Raw genomic sequence first — 19,638 nt, forward strand, 5'->3', positions numbered from 1 at the left:
GGCGGCACCCCACCGGGGTGCCGCCTCGTCGCGTCCGGGGGCTGCGCGCGCTCCTCGGTCCGGGAGGCGCGGCGTGCGTCAGGTCGCGACGGGGCGGTCGGGGTCGTTCGACCACTGCGACCACGACCCCGCGTAGAGCGCTGCGTCGACGCCGAGCGTCGCGAGCGCGGCGACCTCGTGCGCGGCGGTGACGCCCGAGCCGCAGTACACCCCGACGGGACGGGACGCCGCGTCCTCCCCGGCGGCGCCCTCGGTCGTGCTCCCGGTCCCCGCGGCCACCCCGAGCGCGACGAAGCGCGCGCGGAGCGCGTCCGGGTCGAGGAACGTCCCGTCGGCGGCGAGGTTGTCCGTCGTCGGGGCGCTCACCGCGCCCGGGACGTGGCCGGCCCGCGGGTCGACGGGCTCGACCTCCCCGCGGTACCGCTCGCCCGCGCGCGCGTCGAGCAGCACGCCCGACGCCGCGAGCCCGGCCGCGCCGTCCGCGTCGAGCACCGGCATCCCGCCCGGGGAGACGACGACGTCGCCCGGCTCGGGCCGCACGTCGCCCTCCTCGGTGGGATACCTCGCCGCGCGCCACGCGGGCAGGCCGCCGTCGAGGAGGCGGACGTCGTCGTGGCCCGCCCAGCGCAGCAGCCACCAGGCGCGCGCGGCCGACGTGCCGCCCACGGCGTCGTAGACCACGACGCCCCGGTCGGCGCGGACGCCCCAGCGCCGGGCCGCCGCCTGGAGGTCGCCCGGCTCCGGCAGCGGGTGGCGGCCCGCGGCGGGCGACGGCGGCGCCGCGAGCTCGGCCTCCAGGTCCACGTACACCGCGCCCGGCACGTGCGCGGCGCGGTGCTGCTCGCGCCCGTCGGTGACGCCCAGCGCCCACCGCACGTCGAGCACGACGGGCGGGCGGTCGCCCGCGAGCGCCGCGGCGAGGCCGCGCGCGTCGACGAGCACGCGGTCGCGCCGCGCGAGGTCGCCCGTCACGCGACCACGTCGGCGGACGCCGTCCCGTAGTCCGGCTCGTCGCGCGGCGGCGGGGCGCCCAGCTCGAGCCGCATCGTGTACGCGTCCACGTCCTCGGGCTGGTAGTACCGCTTGCGGATCCCCAGCTGCTCGAACCCGTGCTTCGCGTAGAGCCCGAGCGCCGCGTCGTTGTCGACGCGCACCTCGAGCAGCACGGCGCTCGCCCCGAGCTCGCGCGACCGCTCGACCAGCGCCTCCAGGAGCACCGAGCCCACGCCCTGGTGCTGGAACGCCGGGTCGACGCCGATGGTCATGACCTGGGTGACGTCGCCGTCGAACCACAGGCCCGCGTACCCGACGAGCGGCTGGGGCCCCGCGGCGTAGAGCCGCACGGGCTCGGCGGCGACGTACCACCGCCCGAACCCGGCGAGCTCGTCGGCGAGCATCCCGTAGGTCCACGCGCCGCGCCCGAACAGCTCACGCTCGAGCTCGACGACCCGGTCGAGGTCCGCGGCCTTGAGGGGCCGCAGCCGGATCTCGTACGACCGCGTGCTCATCGCGACCGCTCCGGCGACGCGTCGCTCACGCGCTTGCGCGCCGCGGCCTCCTGGACGTCGGGGCGGCGCAGGTACAGCGGCTCGGTCGGCTGCTCGAGCCCGGCCGCCCGGCGCGCGATCGCCAGGCGCGCGAGCACGGCGGCGTCGGGGACCTGCGGCGCGTCCTGCGCGACGTCGAGCGCGTCGGGGTAGAGCTCGGCGCCCTCCCCGACCACGACGGCGCCCGCCGCGTGCGTCGCGACGTCGGCGGCGGGGCCGACGTCGGGCCCCGCGACGGTCTCGAGCACGGGGACCGCGTGCGGCCCCTCGTGCGCGACGACGCGGTACCGCGCCCAGTAGACCTCGCGACGGCGGGCGTCGGTCGCGACGAGGAGCTCGTCGTCGGGCACGAGGCCGAGGTCGCTCACGGCCTGCGCGGCGACGGCGTCGAGGCTCGGGACGCCCAGCACGGGGACGCCGAGCGCGAAGCCCAGGGCCCGGGCGGTGACGAGCCCGACCCGCAGGCCGGTGAACGGCGCCGGGCCCGTCCCGACGGCGACGGCCGTGAGGTCGCGGCGGTCGACGCCGGCCTCGGCGAGCGCCGCCTCGACGAGCGGGGCGAGCGCCTCGGCGTGCCGGCGACGCTCGGGCGCGTCGCGGCGGGCGAGACGAGCGCCGTCGTCGGAGACGACGGCGACGGTGACGGAGGCGGAGGTGTCGAGCGCGAGAACAGCCACGGCTCCAGCCTACGGCCGGGAGCGGGGCCGTCCTCGTCGCCGGGCGCTACCGGGTGAGCGCGGCGACGTCGAGGCCGGCCCAGCGCGCCCCCACGCCGCGCACGGTCACGCGCCGCTCCCCCGCCTCGGGGGCGTCGTCGTCCGGGCCCTGCTCCGCGCCGACCCCGCCGCGCGGGCGCTCGAGCACGATCTCCAGGCGGTCGCCCGCGAGCGCCTCGACGAGGCCGCTGCCCCACTCGACGACCGTCACCGACTCGTCCAGGCTCGAGTCGAGGTCGAGCGCGTCGACCTCGTCGAGCGACCCCAGGCGGTACGCGTCCACGTGCACGAGGGCCGGGCCCCCGACGACGGACGGGTGCTCGCGCGCGACGATGAACGTCGGGGACGCGACCTGGCCGCGCACGCCGAGCCCCGCCCCGATCCCCTGCGTGAGCGTCGTCTTCCCCGCCCCGAGGTCGCCCGTGAGGATCACCAGGTCCCCCGCGCGCAGCACCGCGGCGAGGGCGCGGCCGAACGCGCGGGTCGCCTCGGCGTCGGGCAGCACGACGACGCCGCCCGGGGCGTCGTCGGCCGCGGTCCCCCCGGCGGCGGGCGCCGGGGTCGAGTGGTTCGGGTCGTCGCTCACGCGCGGACCGTCCTTTCCGTGCTGTCGTGCGGGCTCGGGTCGCGCGCCAGGAGCGCCCGCGCGCCGTCGTCGAGCACGTGCGTCCCCACGTGCTCGCGCGGCACGCGCGCACCGAGGCGCGTCGTGATCTCGTAGCTGATGGTGCCCGCGGCCTGCGCCCAGTCCTCGGCCGTGGGGAACCCGGCGCGCGCCACGCCGTCGCCCGCGCCGAACAGCGTGACGACGTCGCCCGCGCGCTCGGTCGCGTCCGGGCCGAGGTCGAGCACGAGCTGGTCCATGCAGACCCGGCCCGCGACGCGCACGACGCGCCCGCCGGGCTCTCCCGGGCGGGCGCCGACGAGTACCGGCCCGCCCGGCGCGCCCGCGGGCCCGCCGCCCGACGCGTGGCGCGGGATCCCGTCGCCGTAGCCGAGCGGCACGACGCCGAGCGTCGTGTCCTGCGGCGTCGTGTAGTGGTGCGAGTAGGAGACGCCGTGACCGCCGGGCACGCGCTTGACCGTCGCGAGGCGCGCCTCGAGCGTCATCGCGGGGCGCAGTCCGAACCGCGACGGCGGCCCGAGCTGCGGCACGGGCGTCATCCCGTACGCGGCCAAGCCCGGGCGCACGAGGTCGTAGTGGGTGCGGGGGGCCGTGAGCGTCGCGGCGGAGTTCGCGAGGTGGCGCAACTCCGGCACGACGCCCGCCCGCGCGGCCTCGCGCACGGCCTCGTCGAAGACGTCGGCCTGCGAGACGACGGTCGGGTGGCCGGGCTCGTCCGCGAACGCCAGGTGCGACCACATGCCGACGACGCGCACGGCACCCTCCGCCTCGGCGCGCGCCACGGCGTCGAGCACGTCGGGCAGGTCCGCGGGCATGATCCCGTTGCGGCCCAGGCCCGTGTCGACCGCGAGGTGCACCCGGGCGGTCCGGCCCGCGGCCCGCGCCGCGGCGACGACCTCGTCCACGGCCCAGCGCGCCGCGAGCGACACGTCGACGTCCGCCTCCACGAGGTCGCGCAGCGGCGCGCCCGGCGGGTAGAGCCACGTGAGCACGCGCGCGCGGTCCGGGCCGACTCCCGCCGCCCGCAGCGCGAGCGCCTCGCCCGGCTGCGCCGTCCCGAGCCACGTCGCACCGCCCGCGAGCGCCCCGAGCGCGCTCGCGACGAGCCCGTGCCCGTACGCGTCCGCCTTGACCACGGCCATCACCTGGGACGACGGCGCGAGGTCCGCGAGCGCGCGCACGTTGTCGCGCACCGCCGCCAGGTCGACGACGGCGCGGGCCGGGTAGGCGCGGGGGTCCGGGCCGTCGGAGCCGCTCGCGCGGGACGTCGGGGCGGGGCCCGCGAGGGAGCCCGCCCGGGCGCCGGTCGGGACGGTGCCGGGGGCGCCGGCGGGTGTGCCGGGATGTGTGCCGGGAGAGGTCGTGCGCTGGGTGTCGCTCACGGTCGTCGATTCTCTCACCCGCGCGTCACCACGCGGAGAGCGCGCGGTCCGTCGCGAAGCGGCGCTCGCGGCCCGTGAACGGGTCGGTGAACGCGAGCGACCGCGACACGAGCTGGAGCGGGCGCGAGTAGTCCTCGGGCGAGACGTCGTACGGCTCGGGGTAGAAGTTGTCGTGCACGATCGGCACGCCGAGCCGCGCCATGTGCAGGCGGAGCTGGTGCGTCCGGCCGCTGTGCGGCTCGAGCCGGTACCGCGCGAGCCCGCGCGCCGGGTCGGTCTCGACGACGTCGACGCGGCTCTCCGCGTTGGGCTCGCCGTCCACCTCCTCGGCCCGCATGACGCCGCGGCGCTTGACGATGCGGCTGCGCACGGTCGCGGGGAGGTCGAGCGACGGGTCCCACGGCGCGACCGCCTCGTAGGTCTTGCGCACCTCGCGGCGCGCGAAGAGCTCCTGGTACGCCCCGCGCACCTGCGGGCGCAGCGTGAGCAGCAGGACGCCCGCGGTCACCCGGTCGAGGCGGTGCGCCGGGCTGAGCTCGGGCAGGTCGAGGTCGCGGCGCAGCCGCACCAGCACCGACCGCGCGACGTACGCCCCGCGCGGGATGGTCGCGAGGAAGTGCGGCTTGTCGACGACCAGCAGATCCCGGTCGCGGTGCAGCACGCGGACCTCGAACGGCACGTCCGGCTCGACGGGCGGGTCGCGGTAGAGGAACACGAACCCGCGCGGCTCGTACGGAGTGCGCGCGTCCACCGGGCGCCCGCGGCCGTCGACGACCTCGCCCGCCGCGACCTTCTCCGCGAGGCGCGCGGCGTCGTCGGGGAAGCGGTGGCGCACGTAGTCGAGGGTGCGCGGGTACCGCGCGACGCTCTCGGCGTCGTGCGGCAGCACGAGGCGCGTCGGGTTGAGGCCGTCGCGCACGGGGAGGGGGACCACGCCCTCCACGGTACCGGCGGGGTGCCCGCGGTCGGTGCGGGTCGCGCGTGGGTGCGGTGGGGTGCGCGGCGGCGCAGTCGGCACGCGGGCGCAACCGGCGCGCGGGCGCAACCCGGCGTGGTCGACGCGCGGTGGGGTGCGCCGTGGGCGCGGTCAGCGCGCGGCGAGCAGCTCCGCGACGACGCCCGGGACCGCGTCCGCGACGTCGAGCGCCGCGACGGGACCGCCCGGGTTCGCGCGCTCGGCGGCGAGACCGTGCACGACGGCGGCCGCCGCGGCCAGCCGCGCGGCGAGGCCCGGCTCGCGCACGACGCGCTCCGCGTGCGCCGCGAGCAGCGTGCCGAGGATGCCGGCGAGGACGTCGCCCGCCCCGGCGGTCGCGAGCCACGCGGGCGCGTCCGCCTGCGACCACGCGCCCTCCGGCCCGACGACGACCGTCGCCGCCCCCTTGAGCAGCACCGTCGCGCCGGTGGCCTCGTGCGCGCGGCGCGCCCAGCGCAGCGGCTCGGCCTCGACGTCGGTCCGCGTCACGTCGTCGCCGTGCGCCCGCAGGAGGGTCGCGAGCTCCCCGGCGTGCGGGGTGAGCACGACCGACGGCGGGCAGCGGTCGGGCAGCAGGGACAGAGCGCCCGCGTCGACGACCGCGGGCACGCGCTCCGGCGTCGCGTCGGTGGTCGTCGCGTCGGTCGCCGTCGCGGCGGCGAGCGCCGCCCGCGCGCGCTCGTGCTGCCCGCCGTCATCGACCGGGTCGTCGCCCGGGCCGGGGACCGCCGGGACGCCCGGGCCCAGCACCCAGGACTGGACGCGGCCCGCGGCGGGCACCACCTCGGGGCGGGCCGCGAGGACGGCGCGCGTGGCGTCGTCGGGCCCGCCGTAGCGCACCATGCCCGGACCCGTGCGGACGGCCGCGGTCGTGACGAGCACCGCCGCGCCCGGGAAGGTCGGCGTGCCCGCCACGACGCCGACGACGCCGCGCGTGTACTTGTGGTCGGTCGCGCCGGGCACGGACCAGAGGGCCGCGACGTCCGCCGGCTCGAGCCGACGCACGACCGGCGTCATGGTCCCCCGGTCCGGGGCGGGCGCGTCGGGGCCGGGTACGCCGGGGGCGGGCGCACCCGGGGCCGGTGCGCCAAGGCCGGGTGCGCCAAGGCCGGGTGCGCCAAGGCCGGGCGCGCCAGGGCCGGCTGCGTCAGCGCCGGGTGCATGGGGGCCGGGTGCGCCCAGGCGCAGCCCGATGTCGACGACCGCGCCGTGCCCCGCGAGGTGCGTCGCGGGCGGCAGGAGCAGCCCCGGCTTGGCGGCACCGAACGTCACCGTGCGGTCGGCGCGCAGCACCGGGCCCGGCACCGTGCCGTCGTCGACACCGATGCCGCTCGGCGCGTCCACCGCGACGACCCACGGCCGACCGAGGCCTTCGGGACCGTGCGCGGGGCCGCAGTCGAGCACCGCGGTCAGCCGCTCCACGAGGTCCGCCGCGACCCCGCGCAGCGCCCCGCGGGCGCCGATCCCGACGAGACCGTCGAGCACGACGTCGGCGCGCGCCGCCTGGGCGGCGACGCGGTCGGCGACGTGCGGGTCGAGGTGGTCGTGGTGGCGGTCGTCGTGACCGTCGCCGTGCGCCGCGCCGTCGGGGCTGCCGACGAGCACCTCGACGCGCCCGCCCGCGTCCCGGAGCGCCGCGAGACCGCCGGCGTGCGCGTGCTCGCCCGTGAGCACAGCCAGCACCTCGACGCCGCGGCGCGCGAGGTACGCGCCCGCGTGCAGCGTGTCCCCGCCGTTGTTGCCCGAGCCGACGAGCAGGACCGCCCGGGCGCCGGTGACGCGCCCGTCGCGACGGCCGCCGTCGGGCAGGGCGATCGACCGGCGCCGGGCGAGGTCGCGCGCGACGACGGTGGCGAGCGCGAACGACGCCCGCTCCATGAGCGGGACGCCCGCGGTGAGCAGGGGCTTCTCGGCGGCGCGGACGTCGGCGACGGACCAGGCTTCGATCATGACCTCATCCTGCCCACCGGGCGCCGGGGCCGCCTGCGCGGCGCCCGCGCCGGGCCGGCCGGGGCGACGACCGCCGGACGGCCGAGGGCTGAGACGGTCCCCGCGGGCGCGCTGCGGGCCGCGCGTACCCGCATAGGGTGACGAGCATGCGATTCGGACTCTTCATCCCGCAGGGCTGGCGCTACGACCTCGTCGACGTCGCGCCCGAGGACCACTGGAAGACCATGCTCTCCCTGCTCCACTACGCCGACAACGCGGCGGCGGGCGAGCCCCTGCCCGGCGGCGAGTTCGCGTGGGACGGCGTCTGGGTCTACGACCACTTCCACACGACCCCGACCCCGAGCACCGAGGCGACCCACGAGGCGTGGACGCTCATGGCGGCGTTCGCCGCGGCGTCGCAGCGCGTGCGCCTGGGCCAGATGTGCACGTGCATGGCGTACCGCGAGCCGACCTACCTCGCGAAGGTCGCCGCGACGGTCGACCACGTCTCGGGCGGCCGTCTCGAGATGGGCATCGGCGCGGGCTGGTACGAGCACGAGTGGCGCGCCTACGGGTACGGCTTCCCCAGCGCGGTCGAGCGCCTGCGCGCGCTCGACGAGGGCGTGCAGATCATGGCCCGCATGTGGCGCACGGGGTCGTCGGGCACGTTCGAGGGCCGGCGCTACCAGGTGGACGGCGCGCTGTGCTACCCGCAGCCGCTGCAGTGCGTGGCGGTCGACGGCGAGGGTGCCGTGCCGAGCATCCCCCTGTGGATCGCGGGCGGCGGCGAGAAGAAGACGCTGCGCATCGCGGCGCAGCACGCCCAGTACACGAACTTCGACGGCTCGCCGGAGGGCTTCGCCCACAAGTCCGCCGTGCTCGAGCAGCACTGCCGCGACCTGGGCCGCGACTTCGGGGAGATCACGCGGTCGGCCAACTACAACGTCGTCATCGGCGAGACCGAGCGGGACGTCGCGGACCGCCTTGCCCGGGTCGAGGAGCACGCGCGCCGGTACTTCCCCGAGAAGGCGGACGACAGCATCGCGTCGTGGCGGAACGGCCCCCTCGTGGGAACACCGGAGCAGATCGTCGAGACCCTCACGGCGCTGCGCGCCCAGGGCCTCGGCTACGCGATCGGCTACTTCCCCTTCGCCGCGACCGACCGCGACCAGCTCGAGCTCTTCCAGCGCCAGGTCATCCCGGCCCTGCAATCCTGACCCCCCTCCCCCTCCACCCTTCCGCCCCCCTCCCCGCGCGAGCAGGTGGTCTTGGTTCGTCCCGTCGACGGGACGAACCAGGACCGCCTGCTCGTCCGTCGTGGATCGCCTGGTCGACGCCGACCACAGGGTGGGCGGCGTGGGGTGTCGTCCACAGGCCGCGACGACGAGGCTGCGGTGGCGGCACGCGACCCGCTGAGATCGCGTCATGCACGCACGAACCGCCGTCCCCGCCGAGCTCCTCCGGATCGCGTCCCGGCAGGCAGAGCTGGTCACGACCGCGCAGGCCGGTGCGGCAGGACTGTCGCGAGGCGCGGTCCGCGGGCTCGTCGACCGGCGAGAGTGGCGCCGCGCCGCGATGAACGTCTACGAGGTCCGGTCGTCTGCCGTGACGAGCCTCGACGACCGACGACGTCGCGCAGCGCTCCTCGGACTGCTCGCCTACGGCGCGGACGCGGTCGCCGTGGGCGCCTGCGCCCTGGTGCTGCACGGCGTGGAGGGTCTACCGCACCGGCTCACCCCTCAGGTCGCCCTCGACGAGGCGTCGCGCCGGCGGCATCGCGACGGCGTCCGCCTGCGCCAGTTCGACGACGGGATGCGCACGACGACGATCGACGGGTTCCGGGTCGCGACGCTCGACTGGGCTCTCGCCCAGGCCGTCCCGGAGCTTCCCCGCCCTCACGGGCTCGCCGTCCTCGACGCGGTCCAGCGCCTCCGGCTCCTGGCGCCCGACGAGCTCGCCCGCGCGCACGACCTCGCTCGCGGACGGCGAGACATCGCCACCCGGCACGACCTCTGGGAGCTGTCGGACGGCCGAGCGGAGTCCCCGCTGGAGTCGTTCGCCCGTCTGGAGTGCATCGAGGAGGAGGTGCCGCCGGACACCCTGCAGCTCCCCGTGCGCGACGAGACGGGCGCCGTGGTCGCTCGAGGTGACATGGGATGGCGGCGTCGCGGCGGTCGCTGGCTCGTCGCCGAGCTCGACGGCCGGGAGCACCACGACACCCCCGTCGCGGTCTTCGCGGACCGTCGTCGCCAGAACGTCCTCACCGGCTCGGGCACCGTGGACCTCCTGCGCTTCACGTCACGCGACCTCGGCCGGGTCGCCGCAACCGTGCGCCGGCACCTCGCCGCCTGACGGGCACCTCACCGCCCGACGGCGGCACGCCACGGTCGACCACAACCTCGCGCAGCACTTCTCGCGAGTCGAGCAGGCGATCCCCGTCGGCCGAACAGGTGGTCCTGGCGCGTCCACGTCGTAGGACGAGCCAGCACCACCTGCTCGGCGGCAGCGGGTGGGGGCGGGGCGGGCGGGGGCGGGGGTCAGCCCTCTGCGACGACCATCGCCGAGGCGATGCCGGCGTCGTGGGAGATGCTCAGGTGCCAGGCCGTGATGCCGAGCGCGTCCGCGCGTGCCGCGACCGTGCCGGTGATCTCGACCTCCGGCGGGCCACCGACGACGCGGTGCACCGTCGCGTCGTGCCAGCGCATGCCCGCGGGGGCGCCCAGCGCCTTGGCGATGGCTTCCTTCGCCGCGAACCGCGCGGCGAGCGACGCGGGCGGCAGGTCCCGCTCGGCCTCGGTGAACAGCTTCTCGCGGAGCCGGGGCGTGCGCTCCAGGGTCTCCATGAACCGCGCGACGTCCACGACGTCGATCCCCACGCCCTTGATCATGCGTCCACCCTACGGTGGCGACCAGGCCTCCCCGCCTCCACGAGCAGGTGGTCCTGTTCGTCCGGGAGACCGGACGAACCAGGACCACCTGGTCGGCGCGTGGGCGGGGCCGGGGCCGGGAGGGCTACTCGACCGTGACCGACTTCGCGAGGTTGCGGGGCTGGTCGACGTCGAGTCCCTTCGCCGTCGCGAGCGCCATCGCGAAGATCTGCAGCGGCACGACGGCCAGCAGCGGCGAGAGCAGCGTCGGGGACTCGGGGATCCAGAAGATCTCGTCCGCGTAGGGACGCACGGCGTCGTCCCCGTCCTCGGCGATGACGAGCGTGCGTGCGCCGCGCGCCCGGATCTCCTGGATGTTCGAGATGACCTTGGAGTGCAGGCCCTCACGGCCCTTGGGCGACGGCACGACGACGAACACCGGCTGGCCCTCGTCGATCAGCGCGATCGGGCCGTGCTTGAGCTCGCCGGCCGCGAAGCCCTCCGCGTGGATGTACGCCAGCTCCTTGAGCTTGAGCGCGCCCTCGAGCGCGACGGGGAACCCGACGTGGCGCCCGAGGAACAGCACGGACGAGGCGTCCTTCATCGACCGGGCGGTCGCGCGCACGTACTCGCCGCGCTCGATGACGGTCTGGATCTTGCGCGGCATCTCGCGCAGGTCCTCGAGGATCGCCGCGATCTCGTCGGGGAACTTGTTCCCGCGCAGCTGCGCGAGGTAGAGGCCCAGGAGGTACGCGGCGGTGATCTGCGACAGGAAGGCCTTCGTCGAGGCGACGGCGATCTCCGGGCCGGCGTGCGTGTAGAGCACGGCGTCGGACTCGCGCGGGATCGTCGACCCGTGCGTGTTGACGATCGAGATGACCTTCGCGCCCTGCTCGCGCGCGTGGCGCACGGCCATGAGCGTGTCCATGGTCTCGCCGGACTGGGTCACGGCGACGACGAGCGTCTTCTCGTCGACGATCGGGTCGCGGTAGCGGAACTCGTGCGCGAGCTCGACCTCGACCGGGATGCGGCACCAGTGCTCGATCGCGTACTTCGCGACGTGGCCCGAGTAGGCCGCCGTGCCGCACGCGACGACGATGATCTTGTCGACCGAGCGCAGCACGGCCTCGTCGATGCGCAGGTCGTCGAGCACGAGCTTGCCCGACGGGTCGGTGCGGCCGAGCAGGGTGTCGGCGACGGCGTGCGGCTGGTCGTGGATCTCCTTGTCCATGAAGGACGAGAAGCCGCCCTTCTCCGCGGCGGCCGCGTCCCAGTCGACCGTGTAGCGCTTCGCCTCGGCCGGGTTGCCGTCGAAGTCGGTCACCTCGACCGACGTCGGGGTGATCGTGACGATCTGGTCCTGCCCGAGCTCGAGCGCCTCCTTGGTGTGGGAGATGAACGCCGCGACGTCGGAGCCCAGGAAGTTCTCGCCCTCGCCCAGCCCGACGACGAGCGGCGAGTCGTGCCGCGCACCCACGACCGTGTCGGGGGCGTCGGCGTGCACGGCGAGGAGCGTGAAGGTGCCCTCGAGCCGCCGCGCCACCTGCCCCATCGCGAGCGTGAGGTCCTTCGTGTCGCGGTACGCCCGCGCGAGGAGCTGCGCCGCGACCTCGGTGTCGGTCTCGGACCGGAACGTCACGCCCTCGGCGAGGAGCTCGGCCTTGAGGGTCGCGAAGTTCTCGACGATGCCGTTGTGGATCACGGCGAGGCGGTCGTCGTCCGCGAGGTGGGGGTGCGCGTTGGTGTCCGTCGGGCCGCCGTGCGTCGCCCACCGCGTGTGCCCGATCGACGCGGTCGCCGCGGGCAGCGGGTGCGTCTCGATCTCCTGCACGAGGTTCGCGAGCTTGCCGGACTTCTTCGCGAACGCGACGGCGTCGACGCCGGGCGCGACGAGCGCGACCCCGGCCGAGTCGTAGCCGCGGTACTCGAGCCGTCCGAGTCCTTCGAGAGCGACGTCGAGGGGTCGCCCCGAGGCCTCTCCGACCATGGTTCCAGGGCCTACGTAGCCCACGATTCCGCACATGGTGATCGAGTCTAGCCACGGACCCGCGGCGCTTCGGGGCCGCGCGATCCCGCGGTTCTTCGTGAGGTCCGCTGCCTAATCGGGGCCCCCGCGGCGCGCGAGCCGTCCTCGCGCCCGCGGCCTCGTCGTGTCCCGGTCCGTGGCGCGTTCGCCGGGCGTGGGACGCGCGGCACCGCGAGGCTGGTGCTCGTGCCCACCGTCCGGATCGGTCTCTCGGGGTGGCGGTACGCCGACTGGCGCGGACCGTTCTACCCCGCGGGGCTCCCCCAGCGCCGCGAGCTCGAGCACGTCGCCTCGCTCTTCCCCGCCGTCGAGCTCAACGGGTCGTTCTACTCGTTGCAGCGGCCGTCGTCGTTCGTCGCGTGGCGCGACCAGACTCCCGAGGGCTTCACGTTCGCGGTCAAGGGACCGCGCTTCGTCACCCACATGAAGCGGCTGCGGGACGTGCGGACGCCGGTCGCCAACTTCCTCGCGAGCGGCGTCCTCGCGCTCGGCAGCAGGCTCGGGCCCGTCCTGTGGCAGCTCCCCGCGCGCACCACCTTCGACCACGACCTGCTCGACGCGTTCCTCACGCTCCTGCCGCGCACCACCGGCGAGGCGGCGAGGCTCGCGCACGAGCACGACGACCGCCTGCGCGCGCCCGCCTGGACGGAGACCGACGCGGACCGCCCGATCGTGCACGCGCTCGAGCCGCGGCACGCGTCGTTCGCCACGCCGGAGGCGCTCGACCTCCTGCGCCGGCACGGGGTGGCGTTCGCCGTGTCGGACGGCGCGGGCCGGTGGCCGCTCGTCGAAGCGGTCACGAGCCCGCTCGTGTACGTGCGCCTGCACGGGGACCAGGAGCTCTACCGCAGCGGCTACCGGCCGCACGTGCTCGACGCGTGGGCCGAGCGCGTGCGCGCCTGGCACGCCGCGGGCCACGACGTCGAGGTCTACTTCGACAACGACGTGGACGCCCACGCCCCGGCCGACGCGCTCGCCCTCATGGCCCGCCTGCCCGACCTCGCGCTCCCCGGCCCGGGGCCCGCCGTCGAGCCGGCGCCGCGCCGTCGTCGGGCCGCGCGCGGGGCGGACGACGCCCGCTGAGACGACCCGCGGAGGGCGGCCTCGCGGTGCCCTCGTCGGGACGCGAAGCCGCCCCGTGCACCGGCACGGGCGCGCATCCGGCAGAATCGGGCGGGTGTCCTCCCCCGCCGACGACCCGTCCGACCTCCTGCGGGCCCACCTGGCCGCGCCGTCGTCCTCGCCGTACGTCGATCTCGACCGGGCCGTGTGGAGCCGGCTGTCGGAGTCGACGCCGCTGCCGCTGACCGACGACGACGTCGCGCGCCTGCGCGGCCTCGGTGACCCGATCGACCTCGCCGAGGTCGACGCCGTCTACCGGCCGCTCTCGCGCCTGCTCAACCTCTACGTCACCGCGACGTCCGGCCTGCACGAGGCGACGTCGACGTTCCTGCGCGAGGAGACCGGCAACACGCCGTACGTCATCGGCGTGGCCGGCTCGGTGGCCGTCGGGAAGTCGACGACGGCGCGCGTGCTGCGCGAGATGCTGGCCCGCTGGCCGGAGACGCCGCGCGTCGAGCTCATCACGACCGACGGCTTCCTCTACCCCAACGCGGAGCTCGCGCGCCGGGGCCTCATGGACCGCAAGGGCTTCCCCGAGTCCTACGACCGTCGCGCGCTCATCCGGTTCCTGTCCAAGGTCAAGGCCGGCCACGCCGAGGTGCGGGCCCCCGTCTACGACCACCTCACGTACGACATCGTGCCGGGGGCCGAGGCCGTCGTCCGCAAGCCCGACGTCCTCGTCGTCGAGGGCCTCAACGTGCTCCAGCCGGCGCGCCCGAGCGCGCACGACGAGTCGACCGTCGCCGTGTCGGACTTCTTCGACTTCTCGATCTACGTGGACGCCCGCACGCGCAACATCCGCCAGTGGTACGTCGACCGGTTCCTCGCGCTGCGCCGCACCGCGTTCGCGCGCCCCGAGTCGTACTTCCGCCGCTACGCCGACCTCACGGACGAGCAGGCGGTGGAGCGGGCGAAGTCGATCTGGGACGCGATCAACGCGCCGAACCTCGAGCAGAACATCCTGCCGACGCGCGGCCGCGCGACCCTCGTCCTCACGAAGGGCTCGGACCACTCGGTCCAGCGCGTCCGCCTGCGCAAGCTCTGAGGCGGCCCGCTCGGCCCACGGGCGGAAGGTCAGGTCGCGCGGGGCGGCGTGCCCGACGACGTCGCCCCCGACGACCCGGGCGGCACCGTCCCGGAGGCGTCCGCCGCGCGCGGACCGGGCACGGGATCGCCGGTCACCGGGCCGGTCACCGTGCGCCCGTCGGCCGTCGCGCCCCCGCCGGGCGAGGTCGCGCCCGGCGTCCCGCCGGTCGTCGGCGCGGTCTCGGCCGGGTCGGTCGCACCCTCCGCGGCCGGCGCCTGCGGCGTCGGCGGCAGCTCGCCGCGCTGGCGCGCCCGCATCATGAGCACGCGGTCGATGACGAACCCGCTCCCGACGCCCAGCACGATGCCCACGACCATCGCGAGCAGCGGCTCGTGGCCCAGCCACCGGGCGGCGACGAGCCCGATGAGCACCGAGTAGACGGCCCACGTCACCGCCGCGACGGCGGAGAACGCCATGAAGCGGCGCCGCGGGTACCCGACGGCGCCGGCCGTCATGTTCACCGCGACGCGGCCCACGGGGATGTAGCGCGCCGCGAGGATGAACGACGCGCCGCGGTGCGCGAGGGCGCGCTCGGCCCACCCCACGGCGCGCCGCCCGCGGGGCGTGCGCAGGATGCGCAGGCGCTCCGTGCCGACGGCACGACCGATGGCGAACGCGATCTGGTCCCCGGTCCAGGCGCCCAGGGCCGCGACGAGGAGCACGAGGACGAGGTTGGGCTCGCCGGTCGCGTGCGCGGAGACCGCGAGCGTGATGACGACCGACTCGCTGGGGACCGGCGGGAAGAACCCGTCGATCGTCGCGAAGCCGAACAGGGCGGGATAGATCCACGCGGACGCCGCGAGGGCGAGAATCCAGTGCTCGAGATTCTCCAGGAAGATCGACACGGCGTCGGGCAACGGCGTCCTCGTTCGTCTGCTGGCGGGGAGGCCAGGCGGGCGGTGGCGGCAGGTCGGTCGTCCTGCACCAGGACAAGCCTACGGAGCGCGAGGACGACGACCATCAGGGAGACCCCCGGTTCACCCCTGAGGACCCCGGGCGCGACGGCGCCGCGCCCGTGACGATTCTGCCGTGCCCGCCGCGGCAGTTCGTCATCCCGGCGGACGACTTCCCGCGGCGGGCCCGTACGTCGTGAGGACCAGGGGCCCGCGGACGCCCGGTGGGCTAGCTCCCGGCGCCCGGGAGCCGCGCGACCCCGAGGGTCGAGGACAGCGTGCGCAGGTCGGCGGCGTCGAGGTAGAGCTCGCCCCGCAGGTGGTCCGTCTCGTGCTGGACGATGCGCGCGGGCCACCCGGTCAGCACGTCGTCGAACGGCTCGCCGGCCTCGTCCTGGCCCGTGAGCCGGACGGCGTGGGCGCGCGTCCGCTCGGCCTGCCAGCCGTGCACGGAGAGGCAGCCCTCGAAGAACGTGCGGGTCTCCTCGCCGACGACCTCGTAGCGCGGGTTCACGAGCACCCGGTACTCCAGGGAACTCCGCTCCCGGTCGTCGCCGACGTCCGGTGCACCCGGGTCCTCGACCACGGCCACCGCGAGGCCGATGCCGACCTGCGGCGCGGCGAGCCCCACGCCGGGCGCCGCGCGCATGGTCGTGCGCATCGCGTCGAGGAAGCGCGGCAGCGCGTCGCCGAGCTGGCCCGCGTACGGCACGGCCGGCGTGCGCAGCACGGGGTGGCCGGCCTGCACGATCGGCAGGACGCCGTCCGGGTACGCGGCAAGGAGCGCGAGCACGTGCTCGCGCAGCGCCTCGTCGACCCCCTGCCGCACGCTCGTGCCCGCCTCGCGTCCCGTCGGCCGTCCGGACGCGCTCACAGGGCGAGCCGCTCGCGCACGACGCCGGCGAGCTGCCCGGCGACCGCGTCGGCCTGCTGCTGCGTCGCCGCCTCGACCATGACCCGGACGAGCGGCTCGGTGCCCGACGGCCGCAGGAGCACCCGCCCCGTCTCGCCCAGCGAGCGCTCCGCACCGGCGACCGCGGCCAGCAGCGCCTCGTCGGTCGACGCGCGCGCCTTGTCCACGCCGGGGACGTTGAGGAGGGTCTGCGGGAGCCGCTGCACGACGCCCGCGAGGTCCGCGAGCTTCTGGCCCGTCGCGCGGACGCGCGCCGCGAGCTGGAGGGCCGTGAGCACGCCGTCGCCCGTCGTCGCGTAGCGCGACATGACGATGTGGCCCGACTGCTCGCCGCCCAGGCCGTAGCCGTGGGCGCGCATCTCCTCGAGCACGTACCGGTCGCCGACCGCCGTCTGGACGGTGCTGATCCCCGCCGCGCGCATCGCGAGCAGCAGCCCGAGGTTGCTCATGACCGTCACGACGAGCGTGTCGTGCGGGAGCGCGCCCTCGTCCTTGAGCGCGAGTGCGAGGACGCCCATGATCTGGTCGCCGTCGACGACGGTGCCCCCGTGGTCGACCGCGATGCAGCGGTCCGCGTCGCCGTCGAACGCGACGCCGAAGTCGGCCTCGGACGCGACGACGACGGCCTGAAGCTGCTCCGGGTGGTTCGAGCCGCACGCCGCGTTGATGTTGCGGCCGTCGGGGCTCGCGTTGATGACGACGACGTCCGCCCCGGCCGCACGCAGCGCCGCGGGCCCGACGTCGCTCGCCGCGCCGTTCGCGCAGTCGACCGCGATCCGCAGGCCGGCCAGCGGCTTGTGATCCTCGTCGGCGCCGATGCTCGACATGAGGTGCTCGACGTACGCGCCGCCCGCGCGACCCGAGTCCGGGGAGATGCGGCCGACGACGCCGTGCGTCGGGCGCTCCCACTCCTGGCCCAGCAGGCTCTCGATGCGGTCCTCGACCGCGTCGTCGAGCTTCACGCCGCCGCGCGCGAGGAACTTGATCCCGTTGTCCTGCATCGGGTTGTGCGACGCCGAGATGACGACGCCGAAGTCGACGTCCATGGTGCTCGTCAGGTAGGCGACGGCCGGGGTCGGCAGGACCCCGACGTCCTTCACGTCGACGCCCGCGCTCGCGAGCCCCGCGATGAGCGCCGCGCCGAGGAACTCCCCGGACACGCGCGTGTCGCGCCCGACGACCGCGCGCGGGCGGTGCCCCTCCTCCTGACCGCTCGCGAGCACACGGGCCGCGGCGACGCCGAGGTCCAGCGCGAGCTCCGCCGTCACGTTGCCGTTCGCGAGACCGCGCACCCCGTCGGTGCCGAAAAGCCGTCCCATGGAAGTCCTTCCCCTCGTACCGGCCGTACGCCGACCGTACGACCGTCAGCCGCTGCCCGCCGTCGACGGGTCTTGGTCACCGCTCCTCACAAACGCCGTCGGCCCCGGTGGACCAGGTCCACCGGGGCCGACGAGCGCACAGCGCAGGATCAGCGCTTGGAGTACTGCGGTGCCTTGCGGGCCTTCTTGAGACCGGCCTTCTTGCGCTCGACGACGCGGGCGTCGCGAGTGAGGAAGCCGGCCTTCTTCAGCGCGGGGCGGTTGTGCTCGGCGTCGATCGCGTTGAGCGCGCGCGCGATCGCCAGGCGCAGCGCGCCGGCCTGGCCCGAGGAGCCGCCGCCCGTGATGCGGGCGACGACGTCGAAGCGACCCTCGACGTCGACCAGCTTCAGCGGGGAGTTGACGAGCTGCTGGTGGACCTTGTTCGGGAAGTAGTCCTCGAGCGTGCGCCCGTTGACCTTCCAGGTGCCGGTGCCGGGGACGAGGCGCACGCGCGCCACGGCCTCCTTGCGGCGGCCCAGGGCCTGGCCGGGGGCGGTGATGCTCTGGCCGCGGCCCGTGGGGGCGGCGGACTCGGAGGTGTAGGTGCTGGGCGTCTCGTCGCCCAGGGTGTCGGTGTCGACGGTGGTCTCGGCCACGGGTGGTGTCCTCGCGTCTCTCTGTGCGCTACGCCTGGGCGGCGATTACTGCGCGACCTGGGTGATCTCGAACGGCTTCGGCTGCTGAGCGGCGTGCGGGTGCTCGGCACCCGCGTAGACCTTCAGCTTGCCGAACTGGGCGCGACCGAGGGTCGTCTTGGGGAGCATGCCCCGGACGGCCTTCTCGACGGCACGCTCGGGGTGCTTGTCGAGCAGGTCGCCGTAGGCGACGGCACGCAGACCACCCGGGTAACCGGAGTGGTTGTAGGCCATCTTCTGCTCGCGCTTGTTGCCGCTCAGGGCGACCTTGCCGGCGTTGATGACGATGACGAAGTCACCGCCGTCGACGTGCGGAGCGAAGGTCGGCTTGTGCTTGCCGCGCAGCAGGGTGGCCACGTGGGTGGCCAGGCGGCCCAGGACGACGTCGGTCGCGTCGATGACGTACCAGTCGCGCTGGACGTCGCCGGGCTTCGGGGTGTACGTACGCACGGTCGTAGCCTTCGTTTCTGTCTCAGGATGTCTTCTTCGACCGCTGAAGCGTGCGGCCGAGAGGGCAGGTCGTTGCGCGGCGGGCTCGGTCGACACCCGCTCCTTGGCCGGCAGCGAGTGGGCGCGCTAGCGACACGGGTGTCGTGAGATGAGCACAACGACTCACCAGACTACCCGCGAGGCAGGCCGCCGGTCAAAGCGGCCGGGCGCTCCCGGACGCACGTCTCGCAGCGCGTCGAGCGGGCCTCGTGGACGCAGCCGGGGCAGCACAGGCGCAGGGTCCGGCAGCTCGGGTCGGCGCAGTTCTCGTACTTCGCCGTCGGCGCCCCGCACGCCGTGCACGCGCCGAGCGGCGTCGAGCCCGGGCCGAGCTCGACGTGCATGCGCTCGTCGAACACGTAGAGCGACCCCTCCCACAGCCCCTGCGAGCCGAACACCTCGCCGTAGCGCACGACGCCGCCGTCGAGCTGGTAGACCTCCTCGAACCCGCGGGCGCGCAGCAGCGCCGACAGCACCTCGCACCGCACGCCCCCCGTGCAGTACGTGACGACGGGTCGGCCCTTGAGGTCGTCGTAGCGGCCCGAGTCGATCTCGGCGACGAAGTCCCTCGTGGTCGCGACGTCGGGCACGACGGCCCCGCGGAAGCGGCCGATCGCCGCCTCGAACGCGTTGCGGCCGTCGAGCATCACGACGTCGTCGCCGCGCTCCTCGACGAGGTCGTGCAGGGCCTGCGGGCTCAGCCGCTCCCCGCCGCCGACGACGCCGCGCTCGTCGACCCGGACCTCGTCCGGCACGCCGAACGCGACGAGCTCGGGGCGCACCTTGACGGACAGGCGCGGGAAGTCGCGGCCCGTGCCGTCGGACCACTTGACGTCGACGCCCTCGAAGCCCGGGTACCGGCGGGTGGTCTTCACGTACTGCTTGAGGTCCTCGACCGTCCCGCCGAGGGTCGCGTTGATCCCGTGCTCCGACACGATCACGCGACCCGTGAGGTGCCACCGCTCCCCCAGCGCCTGCTGCCAGAGCTGCACGGCACGCGGGTCCGGCAGCGGCGTGAAGGCGTAGAAGAGCACGATCTTGTGGACGGCCATGCCCACCAGGATAGGGAG

General features: G+C 75.6%; 19 protein-coding genes. 4 read left to right on the plus strand and 15 right to left on the minus strand.

Annotated elements, in window-relative coordinates:
* Positions 1–78 precede the first annotated feature (78 nt).
* The 7 genes from B8281_RS17445 to B8281_RS17475 all read right to left on the minus strand — a co-directional run bounded on the left by B8281_RS17445 (position 79) and on the right by B8281_RS17475 (position 7,196).
* On the minus strand, positions 79–972 hold the full coding sequence (locus B8281_RS17445) for a sulfurtransferase (protein ID WP_085388387.1): 894 nt from the start codon (positions 970–972) through the stop codon (positions 79–81).
* Complete coding sequence (rimI, locus tag B8281_RS17450) at positions 969–1,508, minus strand: ribosomal protein S18-alanine N-acetyltransferase (protein WP_051028740.1); 540 nt, start codon at positions 1,506–1,508, stop codon at positions 969–971. The genes B8281_RS17445 and rimI overlap by 4 nt, the downstream gene beginning before the upstream one ends.
* Positions 1,505–2,224 (minus strand): tRNA (adenosine(37)-N6)-threonylcarbamoyltransferase complex dimerization subunit type 1 TsaB, encoded by a 720-nt coding sequence (gene tsaB / locus B8281_RS17455; RefSeq protein ID WP_085388388.1) that lies wholly within the window; start codon positions 2,222–2,224, stop codon positions 1,505–1,507. The genes rimI and tsaB overlap by 4 nt, the downstream gene beginning before the upstream one ends.
* A 46-nt stretch (positions 2,225–2,270) precedes the next feature.
* Positions 2,271–2,768, minus strand: a complete 498-nt coding sequence (tsaE, locus tag B8281_RS17460) for a tRNA (adenosine(37)-N6)-threonylcarbamoyltransferase complex ATPase subunit type 1 TsaE (RefSeq protein WP_061268667.1) — start codon at positions 2,766–2,768, stop codon at positions 2,271–2,273.
* A 77-nt stretch (positions 2,769–2,845) separates the two neighbouring features.
* Positions 2,846–4,090 (minus strand): alanine racemase, encoded by a 1,245-nt coding sequence (gene alr / locus B8281_RS17465; protein ID WP_198163247.1) that lies wholly within the window; start codon positions 4,088–4,090, stop codon positions 2,846–2,848.
* A 205-nt stretch (positions 4,091–4,295) separates the two neighbouring features.
* Positions 4,296–5,204: a pseudouridine synthase gene (locus B8281_RS17470; protein WP_043660468.1), complete on the minus strand. Its 909-nt coding sequence runs from the start codon at positions 5,202–5,204 to the stop codon at positions 4,296–4,298.
* A gap of 153 nt (positions 5,205–5,357) precedes the next feature.
* Positions 5,358–7,196, minus strand: a complete 1,839-nt coding sequence (locus tag B8281_RS17475) for a bifunctional ADP-dependent NAD(P)H-hydrate dehydratase/NAD(P)H-hydrate epimerase (RefSeq protein ID WP_085388391.1) — start codon at positions 7,194–7,196, stop codon at positions 5,358–5,360.
* A gap of 146 nt (positions 7,197–7,342) precedes the next feature.
* Here B8281_RS17475 and B8281_RS17480 point away from each other — a divergent pair, with 146 nt between their 5' ends.
* On the plus strand, positions 7,343–8,392 hold the full coding sequence (locus B8281_RS17480; protein ID WP_085388392.1) for a TIGR03560 family F420-dependent LLM class oxidoreductase: 1,050 nt from the start codon (positions 7,343–7,345) through the stop codon (positions 8,390–8,392).
* Between the two features lie 208 nt (positions 8,393–8,600).
* Entirely contained in the window at positions 8,601–9,527 is a 927-nt protein-coding gene (locus B8281_RS17485; RefSeq protein WP_085388393.1) for a type IV toxin-antitoxin system AbiEi family antitoxin domain-containing protein, read from the plus strand.
* A gap of 185 nt (positions 9,528–9,712) precedes the next feature.
* Here the strand turns inward: B8281_RS17485 and B8281_RS17490 are convergent, their stop codons facing one another.
* Entirely contained in the window at positions 9,713–10,063 is a 351-nt protein-coding gene (locus B8281_RS17490) for a holo-ACP synthase (protein WP_021482029.1), read from the minus strand.
* A gap of 124 nt (positions 10,064–10,187) precedes the next feature.
* Positions 10,188–12,065, minus strand: coding sequence for a glutamine--fructose-6-phosphate transaminase (isomerizing) (glmS, locus tag B8281_RS17495; protein ID WP_061268657.1), 1,878 nt, complete (start codon positions 12,063–12,065; stop codon positions 10,188–10,190).
* A gap of 189 nt (positions 12,066–12,254) precedes the next feature.
* On the opposite strand from glmS, the gene B8281_RS17500 reads away from it, so the two are divergent.
* Positions 12,255–13,151, plus strand: coding sequence for a DUF72 domain-containing protein (locus B8281_RS17500; protein ID WP_085388838.1), 897 nt, complete (start codon positions 12,255–12,257; stop codon positions 13,149–13,151).
* 94 nt (positions 13,152–13,245) lie between these two features.
* Positions 13,246–14,235 (plus strand): type I pantothenate kinase, encoded by a 990-nt coding sequence (gene coaA, locus B8281_RS17505; RefSeq protein WP_044144243.1) that lies wholly within the window; start codon positions 13,246–13,248, stop codon positions 14,233–14,235.
* A gap of 29 nt (positions 14,236–14,264) precedes the next feature.
* On the opposite strand, the gene B8281_RS17510 is transcribed toward coaA, so the two are convergent.
* The 6 genes from B8281_RS17510 to B8281_RS17535 form a co-directional block, all read right to left on the minus strand.
* A complete protein-coding gene (locus B8281_RS17510) occupies positions 14,265–15,134 on the minus strand; it encodes a DedA family protein (protein WP_085388394.1) in 870 nt (289 codons plus the stop codon).
* Positions 15,135–15,399: 265 nt separating this feature from the next.
* A complete protein-coding gene (locus B8281_RS17515; RefSeq protein WP_369824909.1) occupies positions 15,400–16,044 on the minus strand; it encodes a peptide deformylase in 645 nt (214 codons plus the stop codon).
* Positions 16,041–17,402, minus strand: a complete 1,362-nt coding sequence (gene glmM / locus B8281_RS17520) for a phosphoglucosamine mutase (RefSeq protein ID WP_043658749.1) — start codon at positions 17,400–17,402, stop codon at positions 16,041–16,043. Before glmM ends, B8281_RS17515 begins: the two co-directional genes overlap by 4 nt.
* Before the next feature lie 149 nt (positions 17,403–17,551).
* Positions 17,552–18,040 carry a 30S ribosomal protein S9 gene (gene rpsI, locus B8281_RS17525; protein WP_021479846.1) on the minus strand — a complete coding sequence of 163 codons (489 nt, stop codon included), beginning with the start codon at positions 18,038–18,040 and terminating at the stop codon, positions 17,552–17,554.
* A gap of 45 nt (positions 18,041–18,085) precedes the next feature.
* Positions 18,086–18,529, minus strand: coding sequence for a 50S ribosomal protein L13 (gene rplM / locus B8281_RS17530; protein ID WP_021479847.1), 444 nt, complete (start codon positions 18,527–18,529; stop codon positions 18,086–18,088).
* Between the two features lie 170 nt (positions 18,530–18,699).
* Positions 18,700–19,620, minus strand: coding sequence for a rhodanese-related sulfurtransferase (locus B8281_RS17535; protein WP_085388395.1), 921 nt, complete (start codon positions 19,618–19,620; stop codon positions 18,700–18,702).
* Between the last annotated feature and the right edge of the window lie 18 nt (positions 19,621–19,638).

It is taken from the genome of Cellulosimicrobium sp. TH-20 (genome assembly GCF_002105775.1).
GTDB classification, from domain to species: domain Bacteria; phylum Actinomycetota; class Actinomycetes; order Actinomycetales; family Cellulomonadaceae; genus Cellulosimicrobium; species Cellulosimicrobium funkei.

Excerpts from the sequence above, each read along its gene's own strand:
- rimI (WP_051028740.1), bottom strand. The coding sequence starts at position 1,508 with ATGAGCACGCGGTCGTACGAGATCCGGCTGCGGCCCCTCAAGGCCGCG.
- B8281_RS17475 (WP_085388391.1), bottom strand. The coding sequence starts at position 7,196 with ATGATCGAAGCCTGGTCCGTCGCCGACGTCCGCGCCGCCGAGAAGCCC.
- B8281_RS17480 (WP_085388392.1), top strand. The coding sequence starts at position 7,343 with ATGCGATTCGGACTCTTCATCCCGCAGGGCTGGCGCTACGACCTCGTC.
- B8281_RS17485 (WP_085388393.1), top strand. The coding sequence starts at position 8,601 with ATGCACGCACGAACCGCCGTCCCCGCCGAGCTCCTCCGGATCGCGTCC.
- B8281_RS17490 (WP_021482029.1), bottom strand. The coding sequence starts at position 10,063 with ATGATCAAGGGCGTGGGGATCGACGTCGTGGACGTCGCGCGGTTCATG.
- glmS (WP_061268657.1), bottom strand. The coding sequence starts at position 12,065 with ATGTGCGGAATCGTGGGCTACGTAGGCCCTGGAACCATGGTCGGAGAG.
- glmM (WP_043658749.1), bottom strand. The coding sequence starts at position 17,402 with ATGGGACGGCTTTTCGGCACCGACGGGGTGCGCGGTCTCGCGAACGGC.
- B8281_RS17535 (WP_085388395.1), bottom strand. The coding sequence starts at position 19,620 with ATGGCCGTCCACAAGATCGTGCTCTTCTACGCCTTCACGCCGCTGCCG.